Here is a 24,949-nt window from a genome sequence, read left to right on the forward strand (position 1 = left end):
AGTTGAGCCGACCCGGCTCAACGCGAGTAATTTAGCACTCGGGGAGGGGGAGTGCCAACGGATCGGCCCCCTTCAGCGTCAACTTCGTTACCTGTTCGTAACAAAGCTGGGCAATCGAGTTCGTAGGGTCGTTTCTGTGTGGAAACCGATCCGGTTCCCAGCGAATGTGAGTAAGGACATCGATTGCCGATCCACCTGTCCCACCGACCACCCGTCCGCCGCGCTGAGAGGCGCATCCTCGCGGGCCTCGCCGTCCTCGGAGTCGCCGCGACCGCGGCCTTCGCCACCACCGGCGCCAGTGCCGCCCCTCTCGCCGGCAGTGCCTCGCTCGTCGGCGGGCTCTCCGTCGGCCAGAGCTTCGACGACGGCGACTACGTCGTCACCCTCGTCGAGCCCTCCGCGGCCACCTACCAGGGCAGCGATGCCCGCTTCGCCCGCACCGCGCCCGTCGACGGTGCGCAGCTGCAGGCCGCCTCGGCTCCGGTGGAGGACTACTCCGCCCACCTCGAGCAGCGCCAGGAGGACGTCGCCTCCGCGGTCGACGCCGCCATCGGCTACCACTACACCGTCGCCCTCAACGGCTTCTCCGCGACCCTCTCGGGCGAGCAGGCGGGCGAGCTCGCGAGCCGCCGCGACGTCGCCCAGGTCCGCAAGGTCGAGAACCTGAAGGTCGACCGCGCCGCGCAGGCCTCGCCGCTCGCCGCGGCCGCCGCCGGCACCCCGGTGCCCGACACCGGACAGCAGCGCTCCACCGACTTCCTCGGCCTCGAGGGCGAGAACGGCGTCTGGCAGAAGCTGGGCGGCATCGACAAGGCGGGCGAGGGCGTCGTCGTCGGCGTCATCGACTCCGGCATCGCGCCCGAGAACCCCTCCTTCGCGGGCGCGCCCCTGGCGACCTCGCCCGGAGCGGCCCCCTACACGGACGGCACCACCACCTCCTTCGTGAAGTCGGACGGCGGCACCTTCGTCGGCTCCTGCTCGCCGGGGCTCCCCGCCTCCGAGCAGTGGGACGGCGACGAGTGCAACCAGAAGCTCATCGGCGCACGCTGGTTCCTCGCGGACGAGGAGGTCGGCTCGACGGACAACCCCGAGTACCGCTCCCCGCGCGACGCCGACGGACACGGCTCGCACACCGCGAGCACGGCAGCCGGCAACAACGGCGTCGAGGCGAGCGTCGACGGCTACGACTACGGGAAGATCTCCGGAGTCGCCCCGGCCGCCAAGGTCGCCGCGTACAAGGTCTGCTGGAACGGACCCGACGAGGGCACCGACGACGACGACTTCTGCTCCGGAGCGGGCATCCTCGCGGCCATCGACGCCGCGACCAAGGACGGTGTCGACGTCATCAACTTCTCGATCGGCGGCGGCTCGGCCACCTCGACCCTGACCGCGATCGACGAGGCGTTCCTCAACGCCGCCGCCGCCGGCGTCTTCGTCGCGGCCTCGGCCGGCAACTCGGGTGCGGGCGCCTCCACGCTCGACCACGCGTCGCCCTGGTACACCACGGTGGCCGCGTCCTCCATCCCGACCTACACCGCGACCGCCGCTCTCGGCGACGGCCAGAAGTTCGTCGGAGGATCCATCTCGGTCCACGAGGACGTCACCGGACCGCTGGTGAACAGCGCCGACGTCGTCCGCTCGGGTGCCGAGAACCCCGCCATCTGCGAGACCGGCACCCTCGACCCCGACAAGGTGAAGGGCACGATCGTCGCCTGCACCGCGGGCGTCACCGCGCGCGTCTCCAAGTCGGCCGAGGTCGAGCGGGCCGGCGGCATCGGCATGCTGCTCCTCAACCCGACCCCGAACGCCCTGCACGTCGACGACCACTCGGTCCCGAGCATCCAGATCGACTCGCAGGCCTACCAGGCGATCACGACCTACGCCGGCACCGCCGGTGCGACCGTGACCCTCTCCGAGGGCAACTCGTCCGGAGCCTCCATCCCCGTCCCGCAGGTCGCCGGCTTCTCGTCGCGCGGACCCGCTGAGGCGGACGGCGCCGACGTGCTGAAGCCCGACCTCACGGCGCCCGGCGTCGCGATCCTCGCCGACAGCTTCAACGCCGAGGGCGACGACCCCGCCTTCGCGTTCGAGTCCGGCACCTCGATGTCGTCGCCGCACGTGGCGGGCCTCGGCGCGCTGATCCTCGGCGCGACCCCGAAGGCCTCGCCGTCCGCGGTGAAGTCGGCCATGATGACCTCCGCCTACGACAGCGTCGACCAGTCGGGCGCCGCGTCCGAGGACGTCTTCGCCCAGGGCGCCGGACACGTCGACCCGGCCGCGTTCCTCGACCCCGGGCTGCTCTACGAGAGCGGCACGGAGGACTGGATCGCGTTCCTCAAGGGTGCGGGCTACGTCTTCACCTCGAACCCGGTGATCGACCCGATCGCCGCGATCGACCCGTCCGACCTCAACCAGGCCTCGATCGCGATCGGCGCCCTCGCGGGCACGCAGACCGTGACTCGCACGGTCACCTCGACCGGCGCGGGCACCTACACCGCCTCGGTCGACGGCCTCGCCGGGATCGACACCGTCGTCTCGCCCTCGACCCTCTCCTTCACGGGTGCGGGCCAGACGGCGGAGTACACGGTCTCCTTCACCACCGGCTCGGCGGCGCTCAACCAGTTCGCCACCGGCTACCTGACCTGGGCGAGCGCGGAGCACGACGTCCGCAGCCCGATCGCGGTGCGCCCCGTCCTGCTGGACGCGCCCTACGAGGTCTCCGGCACCGGCTCGACCGGCACCGGCACGGTGACGGTCACGCCCGGCATCACCGGCGCGCTGCCGCTCACCGCGAGCGGTCTCGCCGAGGGTGTCCTCGCCGAGGACGCCACCGCCGCTGACGGCCACTCGGCGACGCTCCCCACGGGGAAGTCGCTGACGACCACCGTCGTCGTGCCGGAGGGCGCCGAGTTCGCCCGCTTCGACCTCGACTCGCTCGACGACGCGGCCGACCTCGACCTCACCGTCACCAGCGAGAGCACCGACAAGGTCTTCACCTCGGCGACCGGCTCGGCCGACGAGCGCGTCGACATCGCCGACCCCGCTCCGGGCGAGTACACGGTCCAGGCCGATGTCTACTCGACCGCTCCGGGATCCTCGACCGTCACGTTCGACTTCCGCAGCTTCGTCATCACTCCGGAGAACGGTCTCGGCTCGCTGAGCACCGACCCCGCCGTGGTCGACGCCGTGCAGGGCGAGCCGATCGCGTACGCGGTCTCCTGGTCGAACCTGGCGGGCCCGGCCCGCTACCTCGGCCGTGTCGCCTACACCGACTCGGGACTCGCGACGCTCGTGAGCGTCGACGTCACCGAGGCGGTCACCCCCACCCCGACGCCGACCGCGACTCCGGAGCCCACGGGCACCCCGGAGCCGACCGCGACGCCGACGGCCGGCCCCACCGCCGGACCGGGGGAGCCCACCTCCACGCCGACCGCCGGACCGGGCGCGCCCGGCCACGGCGCCGGCGGCCTCCCGTCGACGGGCTTCGACGGCGGTCTCCTCGGAGCCGCCGCCCTCGCCCTCCTCGGTGCAGGTGCTGTGATCACCGGCCTCCGACGCCGCGCCCTGGCGCAGCGTGAGGCGGGCGCCGCGGAGTAGTCCTCCGCGACCGCCGCGAACGGCCGTCCCCCTGCTCCTCCCGGAGCGGCGGGGGCGGCCGTTCGCCGTCCCGGTCGGGGGAGGCGGAAACGGTGCGGCTCGTGGTGCGGGCAGGGAGCAGGATCGGCCGGGCTGCGTGGGGGAACGACTCGAGAGGGGAGGCGGGAGCGGGTCGGGGAGAGATCGACGATCAGGCGGGGCGGAGCACCTTCGACTGGGGGCCGGGCGGCGCGATCGGCCCGGGGTCCCGCTGCGGTGGCGCATCCCCGGAGGTGCATCGACGGGAGAGCGCGGTGGCGACCTGCCGCTGCGAGCCGGGACGACGCGTTCGGTCCCGCTCCGAGCGGCGGCGAGCGCACGGGGACCACGGTGCACCCTCGGGAACAGCGGTGGCCGCTCTTGGACAGCGGTGCCCGCTCAGGGACAGCGGTGGACGGCTCCGAGCGAGCGCCCCCTCGGCCTGAGCGGCCGCCGTCCGGATCAGAGGGAGCGGCGACCCGCGATGACGCCGGAGACGACGGCGAGGACGCCGAAGACGATCGCGACGACCGGCTGGCCGAGGTCCAGCCACGCCAGTGCGGCGGCGCCCATCACGAGCAGCTCGATCAGCGAGCGGCCGTAGACGTCGATCGCGAGGACCGCGCGCGGCGACAGGAAGAGCGCCCAGATCAGCGCGGCGACCACCGGAGCGCCGATGCCGAGGACGATGTTCCACGGGAGGTCCCACGACGCGAAGCCCCAGAGGGCGAAGGTCGCCAGCGCGACGAGCTCCAGGAGGAACCGGAGGATCGCGTTCGGGCCGATCCTGATGTCGGTGCCCGCGGTGTCCGCTCCTGCTCGATTCACGCCGACCATGCTAGCCGCCGGAGGTCAGCGGAAGATGATGGTGCGGGCCCCGTCGAGGAGCACCCGGTCCTCCGCGAACCACTTGACCGCCTGCGTGAGCGTGCGGCTCTCCTCGTCCTGCCCGATCGCCACGAGCTGGGCGACCGAGTGCGAGTGGTCCACGCGCACCACGTTCTGCTCGATGATCGGCCCCTCGTCGAGGTCGCTGGTCACGAAGTGCGCGGTCGCCCCGATCAGCTTGACGCCGCGGGCGTGCGCCTGCTTGTAGGGGTTCGCGCCCTTGAAGCCCGGCAGGAACGAGTGGTGGATGTTGATGGCGCGGCCGGCCAGTCGCGCGCAGAGCTCGGGGGAGAGGATCTGCATGTAGCGCGCCAGGACCACGAGCTCGACGTCGTGCTCCTCGACGACCTCCAGCACGCGCTCCTCGAACCCGCGCTTCGACTCCGGCGAGACCACGGGTCGCGACTCGAAGGGCACGCCGTAGAACTCGGCGAGGTCGCGCAGGCTGCCGTGGTTGGACAGGATCATCGGGATGTCCACCGCGAGCTGCCCGGCGCGCTGGCGGAAGAGCAGGTCGTTGACGCAGTGCGCGGCCGTGGAGGCGAGGACGAGGGTGCGCAGCGGCCGGCCGACGACGTCGAGGCGCCAGGTCATCCCGTAGTGCTCGGTGATCGGCAGCAGGGCGGCGGCGAACTCCTCGCGGCTGATCGGCGACTCCACCTGCAGGCGCATGAAGAAGCGGCCGGTGTCGGCGCTCGAGAACTGCTGGCTCTCGGTGATGTTGCCGCGGGCCTGGACGACGGCACCGGACACGGCGTGCACGATGCCCGGCTGGTCGGGGCAGGCGAAGGTCAGGGTCCAGTGGTTTCCCGCGGGCCGGGCGCCGGACCACGCGGCGTCGCTGCCCGTCGGACGGGTGCTCGCGGGGGCGGGCCGGGGAGTCGCGGACGCGGCGGGTTCGGGCTGCATCCGCCCAGGATAACGGTGGGGCACGGGGCGGTCCGCGCGCCTCAGCCCGCGTCGACGGACACGACGGCGACGGGTCCCGTCCGCCCGTCCGGGGAGGAGTAGCGGACGCCGATCGTGTGCCTCCCAGGACCGACCTCCAGGGTCGCGGCGAGGACGGGGGCTCCGGGAGCGAGGGATCGCACCTGCTCGCCGTCGACCAGGAGGTCGAGGCCGTCCGCGTCGGGATCGGCGAGCACGAGCACGCCGACCGCGCCCCCGCTCGACGCGGCCCGGGCGAGGAGCACCGGAGCGCGCAGGTCGACCGTCTCGGGGGCGCTGACTCCTGCAGCGGTGCGCGCCAGCACCGTGGTCCTGCCCGCGGGGAGGGGGAGCGCCGGCGCGGTCCAGGAGCCGTCGGCGTCGGCGGTGGCGGAGCCCACGCGGCGTCCGTCGGAGGCGTCCTCGAGGAGCACCTCGGCGCCGGGCGTGGCGGTGCCCCGGGCATCGGGCAGCAGCCGGCCGTCGGTGTCGAGCGCGAGGGTCGGTGCGGCCGGAGCGGGAGGTGCGGCCGGAGTAGGGGTCGTGACCGGTGCGGGAGTCGAGACCGGAGCGGAGGTGCTCGGCGCCTCTGTCGGGACCGGCGCCGGAGTGCTCGGTACGTGCGTCCCTGCCGGAGCCGGAGTGTCCGGTGGGGGAGTCACGGTCGGAACAGGAACAGGAAGAGGAACAGGAACCGGAGTGCTGGGTGCGGGGGTCGGGACCGGAACGGAGGGCAGGGCCGGGCCGTTGCCGATCGGGCCCGGCGCGGAGCCCCCGGTCGTGGCCCCCGGCGGCCCGGAGGGGGCCGGAGCCTCGGGGACGGCGGGCTTGGGCGCCGGTGCCGCGCTGCCGGTCACGGCGGGGCGGGACGGGGCGGGCTCGGCGGCAGGAGTCGGGGAGGCGGTCGCCTCGATCCCTCTCGACGCCGGTGCGCCGACGGGATCGGAGGACGGCTCCCGCTGCGGCGGACGTCCCGTCCTCCCGGGGGTCGCGCGCGTCGCTCCGGCATCGTCCGACGCAGCCCGTCCGGCCACGGCCGGCACCGTGCTCCTCGGAGCGGCGCCGGAACCGCTGGACCGCCCCGCCGGATCGCCGTCCGCTCCTGCACTCGCGCGGTCCGCGGCCTCCTGGTCCTCCGGGTCCGTCTCCGGTCGGTCGGCGCTCGCCGTCGCTCCTCCGCTCGACGCCGGCGCAGCCGCCTCGGCCGTTGCGCGCTCGTCCACCCGCGCGGAGGCGTCCTCCGCCGCCACGAGCGCGCCGCCCCCGTTCCCGGACAGCAGCACCACCGCGCCGACGACTCCCGTGACCGCGAGTGCCGCCGCAGCGGACGCGGCGACGACCACTCCTGTTCCGCTGCCCGCTCTCGACGCTCGGACCGCCGATGCGCGGACCGCGCTCGACGCCCGGACCGCGCTCGGCAGCGGACCGGAGGCCGCGCCGGAGCCCCCGCCCGCCGCCCAGGCGGCTGCGCCGCTCACCCCGGCGGTCAGCGGCAGCAGCACCGACGCGAGGCGGCGCGCAGTGCTCTCGGCCTCCGCCAGCGCCTCCCGGCAGGAGAGGCACCCGTCCAGGTGCCGGTCGATGCGGTGCCTGTCCCGGACGGGGACGCGTCCTCGCGCGTACGTCCCCGCCCGCTCGAGCACCCACTCGCACTCGCCCGTCGCCGAGGCGTCCGTCACGTGCTCCCGGATCCACGCGGATCGCAGCCCCTCCCGCGCCCGCACCCCGAGCGCTGCGACCGCATTCGGCCGCAGGCCCATCAGCGGCGCGGCGGCGGCGGGGGACAGGCCCTCCACCTCCGTGTACCAGAGCACCTCCTGCCAGCGCGGCGGCAGCGCCCGGAACGCGCGCGCGCCCAGGTCGCGCTCGAGGGCGGCGAGGGCGCGCGCCTCGGGATCGGGGCCGGCAGAGGGGAGGGCGCGGTCGGCCTCGTCGAACGGCCGCTCGTGCCGGTCCCGCCGGGCCCAGGACCCCGCGACGTTGCGGACGGCGGTGAAGAAGTAGGGGCGGAAGGCGCCCTCGGGTCCGCCGCCGCGCTCGATCGCCCGCAGGACGCGGAGGAACGCCTCCGAGACCAGGTCGTCGGGGTCGGAGCTGCTCGCCCACGCCCGGGCCACGGTGCGCCCGGCCGAGGAGTGGCGGCGCCAGAGCTCGGAGACGGCGTCGGTGCGGCCCTCCCGGACCAGCGCGACGAGCTCCTCGTCGCTGCGGCCGTCGACGCGCTCGGAGCGGCGTCGAGGACCCACGGCGATGCCCTCCCTCCCGGTCCCGCGCCGGGACCGCCCGAGGGATCGTCGCACGATCGCGCGTGCCCGCCCCCGACTGGCGCGACTCCCGCGCCACCCGGCCCGCTTGCTAGAGTGAGCCCGCCGCGACTGGCGTTCGGATGGGTGACCATCAGGGAGCGGCACCTCCTCCGGGGCAGCGCCCCGGACACTTTTCCCGCCGCACGCCTGGGCTGGAACGGATACCGTAGATCGGGTCGCCCGAACGAGCCGTGTCGCGCCGCAGCGACCTGCCGGGCCCCTTCCGTTTCCCAGCCAAGGAGCGTCCGTGTCCTCTTCCCCCGCCAGCCCCGGCGTCGCCGCCTCGTTCGACCAGCCCGTGTCGGTGGTCGACCCCGAGATCGCCGCCGTGCTCCAGCAGGAGCTCGACCGCCAGCGCGGCTACCTCGAGATGATCGCGAGCGAGAACTTCGTGCCGCGCGCGATCCTCGAGTCGCAGGGCTCCGTCCTGACCAACAAGTACGCCGAGGGCTACCCCGGCCGCCGCTACTACGGCGGCTGCGAGTACGTCGACATCGCCGAGCAGCTCGCGATCGACCGCGCCAAGGCCCTCTTCGGCGCCGAGTTCGCCAACGTCCAGCCGCACTCCGGAGCCTCCGCCAACGCCGCGGCGCTCGCCGCGCTCGTGCAGCCCGGAGACACCATCCTCGGCCTCGAGCTCGCGCACGGCGGCCACCTGACCCACGGCATGAAGCTGAACTTCTCGGGCAAGCTCTACAACGCGACCGCGTACGGCGTCGACCCGCAGACCTTCCGCATCGACATGGACGCGGTCCGCGAGAAGGCCCTCGAGGTCCGCCCGCAGGTGCTCATCGCCGGCTGGTCCGCCTACCCCCGTCAGCTCGACTTCGAGGCGTTCCGCGCCATCGCCGACGAGGTCGGCGCGAAGCTCTGGGTCGACATGGCCCACTTCGCCGGCCTCGTGGCGGCGGGGCTGCACCCGTCGCCGGTGCCCTACGCCGACGTCGTGACCACCACCGTCCACAAGACGCTGGCCGGCCCGCGCTCGGGGCTCATCCTCGCGAAGCAGGAGTACGCCAAGAAGCTGAACTCGGCCGTCTTCCCCGGCCAGCAGGGCGGCCCGCTCATGCACGTGATCGCCGCGAAGGCGACCGCGTTCAAGCTCGCCGGCGAGCCCGAGTTCGCCGACCGCCAGGCACGCACCATCCGCGGCGCGCAGATCCTCGCCGAGCGCCTCACGGCGGCCGACTCGAAGGCCGAGGGCATCGACGTCCTGACCGGCGGCACGGAGGTCCACCTCGTCCTCGCCGACCTGCGCGACTCGCCGTTGGACGGCAAGCAGGCCGAGGACCGCCTCCACGAGGTCGGCATCACGGTCAACCGCAACGCCGTGCCGTTCGACCCCCGCCCGCCGATGGTCACCTCGGGCCTGCGCATCGGCACGCCGGCGCTCGCGACCCGCGGCTTCGGCGACACGGAGTTCACCGAGGTCGCCGACGTCATCGCCGAGGCGCTCAAGCCCTCGGCCGACCTCGAGGCGCTGCGCGGCCGTGTCGCCCGCCTCACCGACGACTTCCCGCTCTACCCCGGGCTGTAGTCGATCCGCTGCACCACCCGCGCGGCGGAGGACGGGGCACCGCCCCCCTCCGCCGCGCCACGACCGAGGAGCCCGAGATGACGGCACAGGTACTCGACGGCGTCGCGACGGCGACGGCGGTCAAGACGGAGATCGCGGAGCGGGTCGCCGCTCTGCGCGAGCGGGGCGTCGTGCCCGGGCTCGGCACGCTGCTGGTGGGGGACGATCCCGCCTCCCGCTCGTACGTCGCGGGCAAGCACCGCGACTGCGCGGAGGTCGGGATCGAGTCGATCCGCGTGGACCTCCCCGCGACCGCGTCGGCGGACGACATCCGCGCCGCCATCCGGCAGCTCAACGACTCGGAGGCCGTGACCGGGTACATCATCCAGCTCCCGCTGCCGAAGGGCATCGACGAGAACGCGATGCTCGAGCTCATGGATCCGGACAAGGACGCCGACGGCCTGCACCCCACCAACCTCGGCCGCCTGGTGCTCGGCGTCGAGGGCGAGCTGGACAGCCCGCTGCCCTGCACGCCGAACGGGATCGTCGAGATGCTGCAGCGCCACGGCATCCCGACCTCGGGCAGACACGTCGTCGTCGTGGGCCGCGGGCTCACCGTCGGCCGTCCGCTCGGGCTCCTGCTCACGCGGAAGGGCCTCGACGCCACCGTGACCCTCACCCACTCCCGCACGGCCGATGTCGCCGCGGAGGTGCGCCGCGCCGACATCGTGGTGGCCGCCGTGGGCGTGCCCGGGCTCATCCGCGCCGACTGGGTGAAGCCCGGCGCCGCTGTGCTCGACGTGGGCATCACGCGGGTCGAGAACCCGGAGACGGGCCGCGCGAAGCTGACGGGCGACGTCGCACCGGAGGTGGCGGAGGTCGCGGGCTGGCTCTCGCCCGTGCCCGGCGGAGTCGGCCCGATGACGCGCGCGATGCTCATCCACAACGTGGTGACGGCGGCCGAGCGCGCCCTGCGCTAACCGGTCCCGCGCCACAGGACCCGCGCCGGACCGCGCTCGGGGGCGACGTCCAGTCGCCTGCCGGTAGCGTGGCCCGGCGCTCTCGCGTCCCCCACCCCGTCGGACACGTCCTCGGAGCGCGCCCCGCCCTACGAGGAGAACCCATGCTCACCGTCACCGCCTACGCCGCCCCCTCCGCGACCGAGCCGCTCGTCCCCACCACCATCGAGCGCCGTGACGTCGGACCGCACGACGTGCTCATCGAGATCGCCTACTCCGGCATCTGCCACTCCGACATCCACACCGTCCGCGGCGACTGGGGTCCGGTGGCGTACCCGCTGACCGTCGGCCACGAGATCGTCGGCGTCGTCGCCGAGGTCGGCTCCGAGGTCACCAAGCACTCCGTCGGCGACCGCGTCGGCGTGGGATGCATGGTGAACTCCTGCCGCGAGTGCGAGAACTGCCTCGCGGGCGAGGAGCAGTACTGCCTGAAGGGCAACACCGGTACCTACGCCTCCGTCGACCGCGACGGCACCATCACCCAGGGTGGCTACTCCACGCACGTCGTCGTCGTCGAGGACTTCGTGCTCCGCGTCCCGGAGTCGATCCCCTACGAGGCAGCCGCCCCGCTGCTGTGCGCGGGCATCACGACCTACTCGCCGCTCTCGCACTGGGAGGCGGGCCCCGGCAAGCGCGTGGCCGTCGTCGGCCTCGGCGGGCTCGGCCACATGGCCGTCAAGTTCGCGCACGCGATGGGCGCCGAGGTCACCGTGCTCTCGCAGACCCTCAGCAAGAAGGAGGACGGCCTCCGTCTGGGCGCCGACGACTACTACGCGACGCGCGACGAGGCGACCTTCACCGATCTCGCGAACACCTTCGACCTGATCGTCAACACGGTCAGCGCGCCCCTCGACCTCGACGCCTACCTGGGGCTCCTGCGCCGCAACGGCACGATGGTGAACGTGGGCGCTCCGGCCGAGGCGCTGCCGCTGCACGTCTTCACGCTCTTCGGCGCCCGTCGCTCCTTCGCGGGCTCGGGCATCGGCGGCATCCGCGAGACCCAGGAGATGCTCGACTTCTGCGCCGAGAAGGGCATCGCGAGCGAGGTCGAGGTCGTCTCTGCCTCGCAGATCAACGAGGCCTACGAGCGCGTCCTCGCCTCGGACGTCCGCTACCGCTTCGTGATCGACGCCTCCACGTTCGAGAAGTGAGCGCGGCCGGGGCGCTAGCCTCGGCGGCATGAGCGAACGGAGCCACCCGGCCGTCGACCGCGTCCTCGCCGACCTCGACCGGCACGGCGTGCACCCGACCGTGCGCTGGCTCGATTCGGCCGCGTCGACGGCCGCACTGGCGGCCGAGGCGCTGGGCGTCGACGTCGGTCAGATCGCCAACTCGCTCGTGTTCCTGCTCGACGGTGCGCCGCTGCTGGTCCTGACCAGCGGCGGCCACCGCGTCGACACCGCCTGGCTGGGCGTGCAGCTGGGCGGATCGATCACGCGGGCGCCGGCCGCGGAGGTGAAGTCCGCGACGGGCCAGACGATCGGCGGGATCGCGCCGGTGGGCCATCCCGCGCCGCTGCGCACCGTGGTCGACACGGCCCTCGCCGCCTCCGACGTGGTCTGGGCGGCGGCCGGGCACGCACACACCGTCTACCCGACGGGCTTCGCCGAGCTGGTCCGGGTCACCGGGGGAGAGGCGCGCGCCGTCGTCCCGCCGGATCCGGCGCCGTAGCGCCGACTGGACGACGAACGCCCCCTGCGATCCGAGATCGCAGGGGGCGTCGACGAGAGCAGGGGTCAGAGCACGCGGCCCGCGCCGTCGGCGGCCGTGACCAGGAAGAGCTCCGGAGTCGCGAAGCCCTTCTCGGCGAAGGCGGCGAGGACCGCGGCGCGGACCTCCTCCTCCTTCTCCACCGGCGTGAGGGCGATCGCGGAGCCGCCGAAGCCGCCGCCGGTCATCCGGGCGCCGATCGCTCCGGCGCCGCGCGCCGCTTCGACGGCGGTGTCGAGCTCGGGCACCGAGATCTCGAAGTCGTCGCGGAGTGAGACGTGGCCGGCGTCGAGCAGATCGCCGATCGCCCGGGGACCGTGCTCGCGCAGGGTGCGGACGGTCTCGAGCACGCGGGCGTCCTCGGTCACGACGTGCTTCACGCGCCGGTAGGTGACGTCGTCGAGGAGCTCCTGGGCGCGCGGCAGGTCGTCGACCGTCAGCTCGCGGAGCGACGGCACGCCGAGGGTCGCGGCGCCGAGCTCGCAGGAGGCGCGCCGCTCGGCGTAGCCGCCGGTGGCGTGCGCGTGCTCGACGCGGGTGTCGACGACGAGCAGGACGAGCCCGGCCTCCTCGAAGCCGAGGGGGACGACCTCGGTGTCGAGGCTGCGGCAGTCCAGGAACACCGCGGCGTCGCGCTTTCCGAAGAGGGAGGCGGACTCGTCCATGATCCCGGTGGGGGCGCCGACCGCGACGTTCTCGGCGCGACGGCCGACGCGGGCCATCGTCGCGCGGTCGAAGCCGAGGTCCCAGAGCTCGTCGAGGGCGACGGCCATCGCGCACATCAGTGCCGCCGAGCTCGAGAGCCCCGCGCCGACCGGCACGTCGGAGTCGACGTACGCGTCGAAGCCCGCGCGGGAGCCCAGGTCGACGCCGTACTCGGTGAGCGCCCAGACCACGCCGAGCGGGTAGGCCGACCAGCCGGTCACGGCGCCGGGGCCGAGCTCGTCGAGAGCGACCTCGACCACCTCGGGGGAGAAGGCGCTGCTGATCCGGATCAGGCGGTCCTCCCTCGGAGCGACGGCCATCGCCGTGGCGCGGTCGATCGCGAAGGGGAAGACGAAGCCGTCGTTGTAGTCGGTGTGCTCGCCGATCAGGTTCACGCGGCCGGGGCCGGCCCAGACGCCCGCGGCAGGGCGGCCGAAGGTGCGCTCGAAGGCGGCGGCCGCGCTCTCGGCGACGGCGGTCAGGGAGGCGGGAGCGGCGGTCATCGGTTCTCCTCGGCGATGTCGGCGGCGGTGGTGGCGGGAGTGGCGGCGCCGCCGGGAAGCGAGTCGTCGCTGTGCGCGGCGACCGGCAGCGCCGCGTCGGGGCGCTGTGCGATCCCGGCCTCGAGCACGGCCGCGTCGGCCCGCTCGATCGCCGCGCGCAGGGCCGCGGCGCTCGTCTCGGGGGCGATGTCGCCGATCCAGGCGCCCATCGCGGCCTCGCTCCCCGCGAGGTACTTGAGCTTCGTCTCGGCGCGGCGGGGCGAGGTGATCTGGAGCATCAGGCGCACCTCGTCGCGGCGCTCGTGCACCGGGGCCTGGTGCCAGGCGGCGATGTAGGGCGTCGGGGTGTCGTAGAGGGCGTCGATGCCGCGGAGCAGGCGCTGGTACATCACAGCCAGCTCGTCGCGCTCCTCCGGGGTGGTCGCCGCCAGGTCCGGGACGTGGCGGTGCGGCAGGAGGTGCACCTCGACGGGCCAGCGCGCGGCGAACGGCACGAACGCGGTGAAGTGCTCGCCGCGGAGGAGGACGCGCTCGCCGGCCTGCTCGAAGGCGAGGACGTCGGCGAACATCGACGGCCCGTAGCTGTCGAGCGAGGCGAGCAGGCGGGTCGTGCGCGGCGTGACGTAGGGGTAGGAGTAGATCTGCCCGTGGGGGTGGTGCAGCGTGACGCCGATCGCCTCGCCGCGGTTCTCGAACGGGAAGACCTGCTGCACGCCGGGAAGGGCCGAGAGGGCGCCCACGCGGTCGGCCCAGGCCTCGACCACGGTCCGGGCGCGGGAGGCGCTGAGCGTGGCGAACGAGCCCTCGTGCTCGGGGCTGAAGCAGACGACCTCGCAGCGGCCGACGCTGGTCAGCGTCCGGCCGAGCCCGAGGGTGCGCAGGTCCTCCAGGGAGGCGGGCGCGTCCGCGTCCTCGAGGAGCGGGCCGAAGGAGGGGGAGCGGTTCTCGAAGACGGCGACGTCGTAGCGGCTGGGCACCTCCGACGGGTTCGTCGGCGACGCCGGGGCGAGCGGATCGAGCTCGGCCGGCGGCAGGAACACGCGGTTCTGGCGCGACGCGGCGATGGAGACCCACTCGCCGGTCAGCACGTCCTGGCGCATCCGCGCGGTGGCGGGGCGGGGGTCGAGGTGGCGGGCGTCGGCGGCGCGCTCCGGGGGGAGCGTCGTATCGGCGTCGTCGAAGTAGAGGAGCTCGCGGCCGTCGGCCAGCGTGTGCGGGCGCTTGACGACGCCTGCGGAGAGTGTGATCGCTTCGTTCATGGCAGGAGTCAGACTAGGGCCGCACCTTCGAAAAGGAAAGCTCGTTTTCCCTTTGACAAGTCCACCGGCCCGCGTGCACGATGGGCGGATGAGAACGGACGGCGAGCAGGAGTCCACGTCGGCGATCGAGCGCCGGCTGCGGCTGCGTCTGGCCGCCGAGAGCTCGGGCTTCGTCGGGGTCGCCCCGATGGCCGACATGCTCGGGGTCTCGGTCGTCACGGTCCGCTCCGATCTCGCCCTGCTCGCGAGCGAGGGTGTCCTCCAGCGGGTGCGCGGAGGGGCGATCCCGGCGCCGAGGCCCACCGGCGAGCGCTCGCTCGAGGAGGGCCTGAGCGCCGCCTCCGACGAGAAGGCCGCGATCGGCGAGGAGGCCGCCGCCTCCGTCTCCTCCGGGCAGAGCATCGTGCTCGACGTGGGCACCACCCCGCTCGCCATCGCGCACGCGCTCGTGGCGCGGGAGGAGCTGCGCGACGTCACGGTGATCACGAACGGCCTCTCCACGGCGCTGGCGCTCGAGCCGGCCATCCCGCGCTTCACGGTCGTCGTCACCGGGGGCACTCTGCGGCCGCTGCAGCACTCGCTGGTCGAGCCGCTCGCGTCCGAGCTGCTCGAGCGGATCCGCGCCGACATCGCCTTCATCGGCTGCACCGGCGTGCACCCCGAGGCCGGCGTCACCAACGTCAACCTCCCGGAGGCGACCCTGAAGCGCCGGATGCTGCAGGCGGCGACCCGCCGGGTCGTGGTCGCGGACTCCTCGAAGCTCGGAGTGGTCGACCTCGGCCGGGTCGCCGCTCCCGACGAGTTCGACCGTCTGCTCACGGGGGCGGGGGCCGCCGACGGACTCGTCGCCGCTCTGGAGGAGGCGGGGCTCGCGGTCACCCGCTGCCGGACGCTCGGCGAGCGCGTCAGTCCGTAGGATCGAGGAATGGCCGACTTCACCCCCGCCCCCGCCACCGGGCGCCAGTTCCCGCTCGACCTCACCGCCGAGGGACGCACCCTGCACGCCGTCGTGACGGAGGTGGCCGCAGCGCTGCGCCACCTCTCGGTCGACGGAGTGGAGATCACCGCCTCCTACCCGGAGAGCACCGTCCCGCCGTTCGGCTCGGGCATCGTCCTGATGCCCTGGCCCAACCGCGTCAAGGACGGGCGCTGGCACCACCGCGGCGAGACGCTCCAGCTCGCGATCACCGAGCCGAAGTACCACAACGCCATCCACGGCCTCCTGGTGAGCACCCCGTACCGCCTCGTCGACCAGGGCCCGTCCTTCGTCGAGCTGGCCGCGCCGGTCGTGCCCCAGGCGGGCTACCCGTTCCACCTCGAGACCTCGGTCCGCTACGAGCTGCAAGCCGACGGGCTGAAGGTCATCCACCGCGTCGTCAACGTCGGAGCCGACGAGGCACCCGTCGCCATCGGCACGCACCCCTTCCTCGCCATCGGCGACGTGCCGACCGACGAGCTCGAGATCACCGTCGACGCGGCGGTGCACATCGAGGTCGACGAGCGCCTCAACCCCACCGTGCAGAACCCGGTCGAGGGCACCGAGTGGGACCTCCGCTCCGGCCGCCGCATCGGCGACCTGGAGCTCGACGACGCCTGGGCCGACGTCCGGATGGTCGACGGCGAGAGCGTGCACGGCCTCCGCGCCGCGGACGGCCGCCGCGTGCTCCTCTGGGCCGACGCCTCGCACAACTTCATCCAGGTCTTCATCACCCGGATCTTCCCCGACGGCGACGACGTGAAGACCGCGATCGCCGTGGAGCCGATGACCGCTCCCGCCGAGGCGTTCAACAGCGGGCAGGGCCTGCGCTGGCTCGAGCCGGGCGAGGAGTGGACCGTCGCGTGGGGCATCCGCCACGAGGGGTTCCCTACCGCGTCATGACCACCCTCGCGGCGGTCGGGCGCGACGACGAGGCCAAGCGCGTCGCTCTCGTCCGGATGAAGCGGCTCGCCACGGGCCTGCTCGTGGTGATGGCCGTCGTCTTCGCCGTGTCGTTCGCCCTGCAGGAGCGCTACCCGTGGCTGCAGTGGGTCCGGGCCGCGAGCGAGGGCGGGATGGTCGGCGCGCTCGCCGACTGGTTCGCCGTGACCGCGCTGTTCCGGCGGCCGCTGGGCCTGCCGATCCCGCACACCGCGATCATCCCGACCAAGAAGGACGAGATCGGCGCGAGCCTCGCGCAGTTCGTCGAGGAGAACTTCCTCCGCGGCGCCATCGTGCGCGAGAAGCTCGACTCCTTCGGGATCGCCCGGCGGGCGGGGCTGTGGCTCGCCGAACCGGAGAACGCGCACCGGGTCGGCGGCGAGAGTGCCGCGGCCGTCCGCTCGGCGATCGCCCTGCTGGACGACTCCGACGTGCAGCGCGTGATCGAGGCGCTGGCGCGGCGCCACCTCCTCGACCCGCAGTGGGGCCCGCCGCTGGGCTCGCTGGTGGGCAGCGTGGTCGAGGCGGGCCACCACCGGCGCCTCGTGGACACGCTGGTGGAGCAGGCGGAGGCATGGCTGACCGCGAACCCGCAGAGCTTCACCCGCATGGTCAGCGGCCGCCTGCCGAGCTGGCTGCCCTCCGCGGTCAGCCGAGCGGTGGACGAGCGGCTGTACCGCGAGGCGCTCGTCTTCGTCGCCGCGGTGCGCGAGGACCAGTTGCACCCGTTCCGGATCGCGATCGACGGCTACCTCGCCACGCTGGCGCAGGATCTGGGCACCGACCCGGATCTGATCGCCCGGGTCGAGGAGATCAAGAACCGCGCCTTCGACAGCCCGCGCGTCCGCGAGCTCGCCGGGGACGCCTGGGAGGCGACGAAGGCCTCTCTCCTCGGCGCGATGGACGACCCGTCGAGCCCCCTCCGCGGCAGCATCGAGTCGATCGTGGTCGATCTGGGCCGCCGGCTCTCGACCGACGCCGGTCTCGCGGCGACCGTCGACTCCTGGATCGGATCGGTCGCGGCCAACCTGGTCGACCGCTACCGCACCGACATCGCCAGCATCATCGGCGACACCATCCACCGCTGGGACCCGCGCGAGACGTCCGAGAAGCTCGAGCTGCAGGTCGGGAAGGACCTCCAGTTCATCCGGATCAACGGCACCGTCGTGGGCTCCCTGGCCGGGCTGGTCATCTTCACCGTCGCGCACGCGCTGCTCGGCTCGTGAAGCGGGGCGCCCGGGCCCGCTCCGCAAGCCCTCGTCGGCGTCGGTGGTCGGGCGTACGGTCGCACCATGAGCGATGACAACACCACCGATCCCGATGTCAAGACCGAGGGCGACGTCCTCGGCGCCCGTGCCGACGACGGCAGCGACACCAGCGCCAGCAAGGACCCGTCCGACTGGGTCACCGGCGACGAGCCGATGACCGGCCCGCAGCGCAGCTACCTCGACACCCTCGCGCGCGAGGCGGGCGAGACCCTGCCCGCCGACCTCACCAAGGCCCAGGCCTCCGAGCACATCGACCGCCTGCAGTCCTCCACGGGCCGTGGCGACGGCAGCAACGGGCACGACTGATCCCGCCGGGGCGCCCCGGGGCTGAGCATCAGTCCCCGTCGGCGCCCCCGTCCGGGGCGCGCACACCGCGCCCCGGCGTCCCTAGGGTTCCGTCATGGCGATCTCCCGCACCACGCGCAACGCCCTCGACCTCATCGACGCGATCCGGATCCCCGGCCGCATCGATCCCCGTCTGGCCCGGCAGGTGACCCTGTCCCTCCGCCAGCTCCTCGAATCCGGAGCCTTCGGCCCGAGCGAGCGGCTCCTCCGCCGCCGCGCGAGGAGGCTCCGCTCCCGCACCCGCGAAGCGGCCGCGTTCCGGCAGACGCGCCCGGCCGGCTGCACCGTCCACCCCTGAGCCTGCTGAACGGAGCCGCTCCGCTGTGACCGGCGACGGGACAGACACTGTCCGCGCGGTCGTCTAGAGTTCCTGGCATCCGGTCCGCCGGATGCCCGCCGCAGTCTCCCGGCCGGTCGACAACGGAGTCGTCCCGGCGCGGGTCATCCCCCCGTTCGCGCGTCGAACGCCCCGCTGGTTCCAGCACCCCGCTCCCTCCTCGAGAAGGGACTCCCGCGATGACGACCCGCGTCTCGCACACCGCGACGACCGTCCGCCTCGTCCGCTGGTACCGGATCGACTCCGACTGGCTCTCGGAGGTCGTCACCGGCCGCCTGCTCGAGCACCAGGACGGCCGCTGGCGCCTGCTCGTCGGCGAGAAGGTCCGCGACTACCCGGATGAGGTGTGGTCGCTCTGCCACGAGTGACGCCGTCGCGGAGCACCGCGGCCCGGACGAGGCGTCAGAGGTAGAGGTAGTACGTCTTCGCGCAGTCCGTCGAGCAGAACGGGTCACGGCGGCGGGCCGGCCGGACGCGGCACGCCTCGCACAGCCGCGGCCGGCGCAGGAGGACGCGGAGGACGGTCAGCACCTCTGCACGGTAGTGCTGCGACCTGGCTGCGCCCTGGCACTGTCCGGAAAGCGCGACCAGGCGGTCGTGTGGTGGGCCCCGTCGGGCTCGAACCGACGACCCGCGGATTAAAAGTCCGCTGCTCTGCCAACTGAGCTAGAGGCCCGCGCGCTCCAGGGTAGCGGGCCGTCGGCGCCCCCGGAGCAGGTGCGGCCCGGAGCAGGTGCGGCCCGGAGCGCGGACGATCCCGGAGCGGACCGCGTCCTCCGCGCGGGCATACCCGCCCAGCCGCGGGCGTTACCCTCCTCGAACCCCCTACGGAGCGCGAGCGCGAGAGCGTCCGCGCGCACGACCGCGGAAGGCGGCCCCATGACAGACGGCTTCCACAAGCCGACCAAGTTCCCCTCCCACGTCTTCGAGGCGTTCCAGGGAGGAGAGGACCCGGCGCAGATCAGCCGCGTCGCCCACGAGACCGCGATCGCGCTGCTGAGCCGTGTCCGGAACGACCCCGACCCGGTGGTCATCGACCGCCTGGTCGAGTACACCGACCACAACGGCATCGACGCGCTCGCCGAGCTCTGGGCGCGCTCCAGCGCGGCGAGCCTGCCGGGCGCCCTCTGGCGGATCTACCTGCTGCGGCTGGTCATCCGGCAGGACCCGGAGAGCACGAGCTTCCTCTACCAGCGCGGAGTCGAGCTGTCCGCCACGATCGACCCGGTGGTCGCCGGAGCCAGCACTCCCACTGGGCCGGCAGAGATCACCGAGCTGGCCGACCGGATCCTCCGCGGCGTCTTCGACGGCGACTTCGCGGTGGCACTGGACCGCGCCGCGGCGTTCTGCCGCGTGAGCGCCTCCGGAGCCGTCTCGGTCGCCGACGACGTGGAGCCGGTGAACCCCGTCCGGGCGAGCGAGCTGACCACCCGCGCCCTGCGCCTCTCGACCACCGCGGCCGAGCTCGTGAGCTGCGCGCGGCTGTGGCGGAGCGACTCCCTGGAATGACGCGCAACCCGCGTTCACCCACTGCGAACGCCGCTCGCCGCCACCGCGGAGGCCTTTGGTAGACTGGCGGAAGCCGGATCGCAGTAACCCCGGGCTCCACTTATAGCCGCTTCGAGCGGCCTCGCGCCGAGAGGCGTTCCTGCGGTCCGGCCCCTTCTCTGCTCGCATCGCCGCCACGGTGCGCGAGGCGAGGGCCCAGGAGGAGTCGATCCTCGCCCGAGTCCCCACAGACAGGCGCCAGCGGAATGAAGAACAGCAGAGCTCTCCGGATCGGCGCGCGCGTCTGGGCGGGGGCGGGGCTGCTGGTCGTCGCCGCCCTCTACCTCCTCGCCGCGCCGAGCGTCGACGACGCGGAGGGCGCCCAGTTCGCCGCGGGGGTCTCGCTCTCGCAGGGCACGGTGATGCGCGTCCTCGCGGTCCTCGACGTGCTCGCCGGGCTCTGGGTCCTCATCCGCCCGCGCAGCTATCCGGGCATCACCGCTGCGGCGGTGGCCGTGATCTCGCTCTGGCTGGCCCCCCGGCTGGGCGACCCCGCGCTCGTGCCGATCGGCACGTTGGCGCTGGATGTCCGATTCGTGACGCATCCGATCGAGGTGTCGGTCGTCGTTGCAGGCCTGGCCGTGACAGCCTTCTGGATGACGCGGAATCTTTCAGCCCGGGCGCGGGCGAGGCGGGGCTGATGACGGACGACACCACAGCGGAGGCGGCTGTCCTCCTCGAGCGCATCGCCGGGGGAGAGCAGGCCGCGTTCGCCGCGCTCTACGACCAGATGGCCGGCCGGGTCCTCGGCCTGATCATCCGCGTCCTCGTCGACCGCTCCCAGTCCGAGGAGGTGGCCCAGGAGGTCTTCCTCGAGATCTGGCAAACCGCTGGGCGTTTCGCTCCGAATAAAGGAAGCGCGACGACCTGGATCCTCACGATGGCACACCGCAGGGCCATCGACAGGGTCCGCGCGGCTCAAGCCGGCCGTGATCGGGACATGCGCATCGGAATCCGAGACCTCGGACGCGACTACGACCAGGTCTCCGAGCAGGCGGAGGTGTCCCTCGAGCACGAGAAGGTCGCGGCCGCCATGGGCCGCCTGACGGAACTGCAGCGGCAGGCGCTGCAGCTCGCTTACTACGGCGGATACTCGCACAGCGAGATCGCGGGGATCCTGCAGTGCCCCGTGGGAACCGTCAAGACACGCCTGCGTGACGGAATGATCAGACTTCGAGAAGAGATGGGGGTGGCCCTGTGAACGATGTGCGACTCCCCGACGGGATGGACGACCCGCGCGATCTCGCGGCGGGTCACGCACTGGGCATCCTGACGCCCGAGGAGCAGGAGCGCTACGAGCGCTTCCTCTCCGAGCACCCGGAGGCGCGCGGCGAGGCCGACGCGTTCGCCGAGGTGGCGGAGGCGCTGGTCGCCGACGCACCCGCCGTGGAGCCCTCGCCGGGCTTCAAGGCCGACCTGATGGCGCTCATCGCCACCACTCCGCAGCTGCCGCTGGAGGAGCCCGACGAGGACCACGAGGCGCCCGCCGCGCCCCGTCTGGTCCCCGTCGCCTCCGAGGGCGAGCGGAGCGGTCCGACGGCTCGCCGGGACGGTGGCGGCAGCGCCGCGAACCGCGCCCGGAGCCGCTGGTTCGCCCGCCCCGCGGTCTACCTCTCGGCGGCCGCGGCCGCCGCGGTGATCGTGGTCGGCGGAGTGACCCTCCCGCCGCTGCTCTCGTCCGGCCCCGGCCAGACGCAGCAGCAGACGGCTCTGGAGCAGATCCGCAGCGCCCCCGACGCGCAGGAGACGACCGGCACGGTCGCCACCGGCGAGCAGGCGACGCTGGTCTGGTCGAGCTCGCTCGGCCGCTCCGCCCTCGTGGTGGACGACCTGGCGCCGCTGCCGGAGGACAAGACCTACGAGCTCTGGTACATCGGCTCATCCGGTCCGGTCGCCGCAGGGACGTTCGACGGGGGAGAGGGCAGCACCGTGGCCCCGCTCGAGGGGAGCCTGACCGAGGGCGGAGTCGTCGCCGTGACGGTCGAGGACGCCGGCGGCTCGCCGACTCCGACCACCGATCCGATACTGGCGATCGACATCGCCTGACGGCCCGAGCACGAGAAGAGCCGCACTCCGATGACGGAGTGCGGCTCTTCTCGTTCCCGGAGGGAACGCGGTGGAACGAGAGCGAGCCGCGACCCCGGAGGGACGCGGCTCGCTCTCGTCTGCGGCGGATCAGCCGAAGCGGCCCGAGACGTAGTCCTCGGTCGCCTGGACGGACGGCCGCGAGAACATCGTCGCGGTGTCGTCGTACTCGATGAGCTTGCCCGGCTTGCCGGTGCCCGCGATGTTGAAGAACGCGGTGCGGTCCGAGACGCGCGAGGCCTGCTGCATGTTGTGGGTCACGATGACGATCGTGTAGTCGTTCTTGAGCTCCTCGATGAGGTCCTCGATCGCGAGGGTCGAGATCGGGTCGAGGGCGGAGCAGGGCTCGTCCATCAGGAGGACGTCGGGGGAGACGGCGATCGCGCGGGCGATGCACAGACGCTGCTGCTGGCCGCCGGAGAGACCGGAGCCCGGCTTGTCGAGGCGGTCCTTCACCTCGTTCCAGAGGTTCGCGCCCTGGAGCGAGCGCTCGACGAGCGCGTCCGCGTCCGACTTCGAGATGCGGCGGTTGTTGAGCTTCACACCGGCCAGCACGTTGTCCCGGATGGACATCGTCGGGAACGGGTTGGGGCGCTGGAAGACCATGCCCACCTGCCGGCGGACCTGCACCGGGTCGACGCCCGGGCCGTACAGGTTGTTGCCGTCGATCAGGACCTCGCCCTCGACGTGCGCGCCGGGGATGACCTCGTGCATGCGGTTGAGCGTGCGGAGGAAGGTCGACTTGCCGCAGCCGGACGGGCCGATGAAGGCGGTGACCGTGCGGGGCTCGATGGCGAGCGAGACGCCCTCCACCGCGAGGAACTGGCTGTAGTAGACGTTGAGGTCGTTGACCTCGATGCGCTTGGACATTGCTTCCTTCGGGGAATCCGGCCGGAGCCGAGTGGTGGGTGTCAGCGGCCGAGCTTGGGGGCGAAGATCTTCGCGATCAGGCGGGCGACCAGGTTCAGCGCCATGACGATCAGGATGAGGGCCAGCGCGCCGGTCCAGGCCCGGTTGAGGAACGCCTCGGCGTCGGGGCCCTGGTTCGCGTACTGCGTGTAGACGAAGACCGGGAGGGTCATCATCCGCTCGCTGAAGAGGTCGTAGTTCATCGACGCGGTGAAGCCGGCGACGATGAGCAGCGGGGCGGTCTCGCCGATGACGCGGGCGATCGCGAGGGTGATGCCCGTCGTGATGCCGGCGATGGAGGTCGGCAGCACGATCTTGACGATGGTCAGCCACTTCGGCACGCCCAGGGCGTAGGACGCCTCGCGCAGCTCGTTCGGGACCAGCTTCAGCATCTCCTCCGACGAGCGGACGACCACGGGGATCATCAGCACGGCGAGGGCGATCGAGCCGGCGAAGCCCATCCGGACGCCGGGCCCGAGGAGCAGCGCGAAGAGCGCGTACGCGAACAGGCCCGCAACGATGGAGGGGATGCCCGTCATCACGTCGACGAAGAAGGTGATCGCCCGGGCGAGGTGGCCGCGGCCGTACTCGACGAGGTAGATCGAGGTGAGCAGGCCGATCGGCACCGAGATCAGCGCGGCCATGGCCGTGATCTCGAGCGTGCCGATGATCGCGTGGAGGGCGCCGCCGCCCGCGTCGATGACGTTGCGCATCGACGAGGAGAAGAAGAGCGGATCGAACCGCGCGACTCCGTTGGAGACGACCGTGTAGAGCAGGGAGATCAGCGGGAGCAGCGCGATGATGAACGCGGTCGCGACCAGCGAGGTCACGAGGCGGTCGACAGCCTTGCGGCCGCCCTCGACCAGGCGCGAGACCACGTAGATGGCGACGTCGAAGAGGACGGTGCCCCAGAAGATCGCGCCGACGAGGCTGAAGTCGTTCATCATGCCGGCCGCCTGGAGGATCAGGAAGACGGCGGCGAACACGACCCAGCTGCCGACGAGCAGCATCCAGGGGGTGCCCTTGGGCAGCTTGCCCGCCTGCAGCGAGAAGGGCATCGACGAGGTGGCGGCGGACATCAGTTGGCTCCCGAGAAGGCCTTGCGGCGGTTGACGATGAACCGCGCGACCGAGTTCACGACGAGGGTGATGACGAAGAGGATGAGGCCCGAGGCGACGAGGACGTTGACGCCGACTCCGCTCGCCTCCGGGAACTGCAGCGCGATGTTCGCGGCGATGGTGTTCGAGTTCTGCGAGGTGAGCAGGAGGAAGGAGACGACCGTCGCGGGCGAGAGCACCATCGCGACGGCGAGCGTCTCGCCGAGGGCCCGGCCGAGGCCGAGCATGGCGGCCGAGACGATGCCCGGGGCGCCGAAGGGCAGGACGGCCATGCGGATCATCTCCCAGCGGGTCGCGCCGAGCGCGAGCGCCGCCTCCTCGTGCAGGCGCGGGGCCTGGAGGAAGATCTCGCGGCAGACCGCGGTGATGATCGGGATGACCATGACGGCCAGCACCACCGAGGCGGTGAGGATCGTCTTGCCGGTGCCCGACGCCTGGCCGCCGAAGAGCGGGAACCAGCCGATGTTCACGTTGAGGAAGAGGTAGAAGGGCTGCACCATCGGCGCCAGCACGGTCGCGCCCCAGAGGCCGAAGACCACCGAGGGGACGGCGGCGAGGAGGTCGACCACGTAGCCGAGGGCCATCGCGATGCGGCGCGGCGCGTAGTGCGAGATGAAGAGGGCGATCGCGATCGAGAGCGGCAGGGCGATCACCAGGGCGATCACCGCCGACCAGACCGTGCCGAACACCAGGGGGCCGACGTAGGCCCAGAAGCTCGTCGCGTCGCCGGGGAGGCTGCCGGCCGGCGCGGTGAACGCGGGGATCGACTGCGCGATCAGGAAGATCGCGACGGCGGCGAGGACGAGGAGGATGAGGGAGCCGGCGGCGACGGTCGAGATCGAGAAGACCCGATCTCCGACACGCACCTTCGCCTTCGGGCGGACGACGGTCTCAGTTGCCATTCCAGGGGACTCTCTTCAGACGAGGGGTTCGGCGGGGCGCACAGGGAGATGCTAGGGCTCGGAGGGGGCGT

At 72.9% G+C, this 24,949-nt stretch carries 24 protein-coding genes and 1 tRNA gene; 15 read left to right on the top strand and 10 right to left on the bottom strand.

The annotated features are described in order from the left end of the window. The first annotated feature begins 183 nt into the window (after positions 1–183). Entirely contained in the window at positions 184–3,597 is a 3,414-nt protein-coding gene (locus C5C82_RS01250; RefSeq protein ID WP_104258300.1) for a S8 family serine peptidase, read from the top strand. 480 nt (positions 3,598–4,077) lie between these two features. Here C5C82_RS01250 and C5C82_RS01255 read toward each other — a convergent pair whose 3' ends face one another. Genes C5C82_RS01255 through C5C82_RS01265 form a run of 3 tightly spaced genes read right to left on the bottom strand, consistent with a single transcriptional unit; the run spans position 4,078 to position 7,676 of the window. After that, positions 4,078–4,443, bottom strand: a complete 366-nt coding sequence (locus C5C82_RS01255) for a YrdB family protein (RefSeq protein WP_104276971.1) — start codon at positions 4,441–4,443, stop codon at positions 4,078–4,080. Between the two features lie 24 nt (positions 4,444–4,467). Further along, positions 4,468–5,412 carry a formyltetrahydrofolate deformylase gene (gene purU / locus C5C82_RS01260; RefSeq protein ID WP_104224944.1) on the bottom strand — a complete coding sequence of 315 codons (945 nt, stop codon included), beginning with the start codon at positions 5,410–5,412 and terminating at the stop codon, positions 4,468–4,470. 41 nt (positions 5,413–5,453) lie between these two features. After that, on the bottom strand, positions 5,454–7,676 hold the full coding sequence (locus C5C82_RS01265; RefSeq protein WP_146085939.1) for a sigma-70 family RNA polymerase sigma factor: 2,223 nt from the start codon (positions 7,674–7,676) through the stop codon (positions 5,454–5,456). A gap of 307 nt (positions 7,677–7,983) precedes the next feature. Between C5C82_RS01265 and glyA the strand changes: the two genes are divergently transcribed. From glyA to C5C82_RS01285, 4 genes are all read left to right on the top strand, one after another. Then, on the top strand, positions 7,984–9,273 hold the full coding sequence (glyA, locus tag C5C82_RS01270; protein WP_104354496.1) for a serine hydroxymethyltransferase: 1,290 nt from the start codon (positions 7,984–7,986) through the stop codon (positions 9,271–9,273). Positions 9,274–9,350: 77 nt separating this feature from the next. Next, on the top strand, positions 9,351–10,232 hold the full coding sequence (locus C5C82_RS01275) for a bifunctional methylenetetrahydrofolate dehydrogenase/methenyltetrahydrofolate cyclohydrolase (protein WP_104337949.1): 882 nt from the start codon (positions 9,351–9,353) through the stop codon (positions 10,230–10,232). A 143-nt stretch (positions 10,233–10,375) separates the two neighbouring features. Next, complete coding sequence (locus tag C5C82_RS01280; RefSeq protein WP_104354497.1) at positions 10,376–11,422, top strand: NAD(P)-dependent alcohol dehydrogenase; 1,047 nt, start codon at positions 10,376–10,378, stop codon at positions 11,420–11,422. Between the two features lie 28 nt (positions 11,423–11,450). Continuing rightward, positions 11,451–11,942: a YbaK/EbsC family protein gene (locus C5C82_RS01285; protein WP_104354498.1), complete on the top strand. Its 492-nt coding sequence runs from the start codon at positions 11,451–11,453 to the stop codon at positions 11,940–11,942. Between the two features lie 65 nt (positions 11,943–12,007). On the opposite strand, the gene galK is transcribed toward C5C82_RS01285, so the two are convergent. Beyond that, the gene (gene galK, locus C5C82_RS01290) at positions 12,008–13,189 is read right to left on the bottom strand and encodes a galactokinase (protein WP_104354499.1); all 1,182 of its coding nucleotides are present in this window, start codon (positions 13,187–13,189) and stop codon (positions 12,008–12,010) included. Next, the gene (gene galT, locus C5C82_RS01295; RefSeq protein ID WP_104224718.1) at positions 13,186–14,448 is read right to left on the bottom strand and encodes a galactose-1-phosphate uridylyltransferase; all 1,263 of its coding nucleotides are present in this window, start codon (positions 14,446–14,448) and stop codon (positions 13,186–13,188) included. The genes galK and galT overlap by 4 nt, the downstream gene beginning before the upstream one ends. 88 nt (positions 14,449–14,536) lie before the next feature. Between galT and C5C82_RS01300 the strand changes: the two genes are divergently transcribed. The 6 genes from C5C82_RS01300 (at position 14,537) to C5C82_RS01325 (ending at position 18,684) form a co-directional block, all read left to right on the top strand. Next, positions 14,537–15,364, top strand: a complete 828-nt coding sequence (locus C5C82_RS01300; RefSeq protein ID WP_104256413.1) for a DeoR/GlpR family DNA-binding transcription regulator — start codon at positions 14,537–14,539, stop codon at positions 15,362–15,364. 9 nt (positions 15,365–15,373) lie between these two features. Next, positions 15,374–16,327 carry an aldose 1-epimerase family protein gene (locus C5C82_RS01305; RefSeq protein ID WP_104317904.1) on the top strand — a complete coding sequence of 318 codons (954 nt, stop codon included), beginning with the start codon at positions 15,374–15,376 and terminating at the stop codon, positions 16,325–16,327. Further along, positions 16,324–17,592 carry a DUF445 domain-containing protein gene (locus C5C82_RS01310; RefSeq protein WP_104354500.1) on the top strand — a complete coding sequence of 423 codons (1,269 nt, stop codon included), beginning with the start codon at positions 16,324–16,326 and terminating at the stop codon, positions 17,590–17,592. The genes C5C82_RS01305 and C5C82_RS01310 overlap by 4 nt, the downstream gene beginning before the upstream one ends. Positions 17,593–17,658: 66 nt before the next feature. Next, positions 17,659–17,940, top strand: a complete 282-nt coding sequence (locus C5C82_RS01315; RefSeq protein ID WP_104224714.1) for a DUF3072 domain-containing protein — start codon at positions 17,659–17,661, stop codon at positions 17,938–17,940. 94 nt (positions 17,941–18,034) lie between these two features. Beyond that, positions 18,035–18,277, top strand: a complete 243-nt coding sequence (locus C5C82_RS01320) for a hypothetical protein (RefSeq protein WP_104273395.1) — start codon at positions 18,035–18,037, stop codon at positions 18,275–18,277. Positions 18,278–18,495: 218 nt separating this feature from the next. Then, complete coding sequence (locus C5C82_RS01325) at positions 18,496–18,684, top strand: hypothetical protein (RefSeq protein ID WP_104224712.1); 189 nt, start codon at positions 18,496–18,498, stop codon at positions 18,682–18,684. A 34-nt stretch (positions 18,685–18,718) separates the two neighbouring features. Here C5C82_RS01325 and C5C82_RS17910 read toward each other — a convergent pair whose 3' ends face one another. Beyond that, positions 18,719–18,847, bottom strand: a complete 129-nt coding sequence (locus C5C82_RS17910) for a hypothetical protein (protein WP_258059535.1) — start codon at positions 18,845–18,847, stop codon at positions 18,719–18,721. 69 nt (positions 18,848–18,916) lie between these two features. Beyond that, positions 18,917–18,992: transfer RNA gene (locus C5C82_RS01330), tRNA-Lys, on the bottom strand. 203 nt (positions 18,993–19,195) lie between these two features. Between C5C82_RS01330 and C5C82_RS01335 the strand changes: the two genes are divergently transcribed. The 4 genes from C5C82_RS01335 to C5C82_RS01345 all read left to right on the top strand — a co-directional run bounded on the left by C5C82_RS01335 (position 19,196) and on the right by C5C82_RS01345 (position 21,910). Further along, the gene (locus C5C82_RS01335; RefSeq protein ID WP_104261007.1) at positions 19,196–19,825 is read left to right on the top strand and encodes a DNA-directed RNA polymerase subunit beta; all 630 of its coding nucleotides are present in this window, start codon (positions 19,196–19,198) and stop codon (positions 19,823–19,825) included. A 245-nt stretch (positions 19,826–20,070) separates the two neighbouring features. Beyond that, on the top strand, positions 20,071–20,505 hold the full coding sequence (locus C5C82_RS17410) for a hypothetical protein (protein WP_104224710.1): 435 nt from the start codon (positions 20,071–20,073) through the stop codon (positions 20,503–20,505). Continuing rightward, on the top strand, positions 20,505–21,065 hold the full coding sequence (gene sigK / locus C5C82_RS01340; protein ID WP_104224709.1) for an ECF RNA polymerase sigma factor SigK: 561 nt from the start codon (positions 20,505–20,507) through the stop codon (positions 21,063–21,065). Before C5C82_RS17410 ends, sigK begins: the two co-directional genes overlap by 1 nt. After that, on the top strand, positions 21,062–21,910 hold the full coding sequence (locus C5C82_RS01345) for an anti-sigma factor domain-containing protein (protein WP_146076502.1): 849 nt from the start codon (positions 21,062–21,064) through the stop codon (positions 21,908–21,910). The genes sigK and C5C82_RS01345 overlap by 4 nt, the downstream gene beginning before the upstream one ends. Positions 21,911–22,039: 129 nt before the next feature. Here C5C82_RS01345 and pstB read toward each other — a convergent pair whose 3' ends face one another. From pstB to pstC, 3 genes are read right to left on the bottom strand one after another with little or no spacing between them, the layout of a single operon-like run. After that, positions 22,040–22,819, bottom strand: coding sequence for a phosphate ABC transporter ATP-binding protein PstB (gene pstB, locus C5C82_RS01350; protein ID WP_104224707.1), 780 nt, complete (start codon positions 22,817–22,819; stop codon positions 22,040–22,042). A 41-nt stretch (positions 22,820–22,860) separates the two neighbouring features. After that, positions 22,861–23,937: a phosphate ABC transporter permease PstA gene (pstA, locus tag C5C82_RS01355; protein ID WP_104224706.1), complete on the bottom strand. Its 1,077-nt coding sequence runs from the start codon at positions 23,935–23,937 to the stop codon at positions 22,861–22,863. After that, the gene (gene pstC, locus C5C82_RS01360; protein WP_104227270.1) at positions 23,937–24,878 is read right to left on the bottom strand and encodes a phosphate ABC transporter permease subunit PstC; all 942 of its coding nucleotides are present in this window, start codon (positions 24,876–24,878) and stop codon (positions 23,937–23,939) included. The genes pstA and pstC overlap by 1 nt, the downstream gene beginning before the upstream one ends. Positions 24,879–24,949: the final 71 nt, after the last annotated feature.

The organism is Rathayibacter sp. AY1D5, from assembly GCF_002932515.1.
Taxonomy (GTDB): domain Bacteria; phylum Actinomycetota; class Actinomycetes; order Actinomycetales; family Microbacteriaceae; genus Rathayibacter.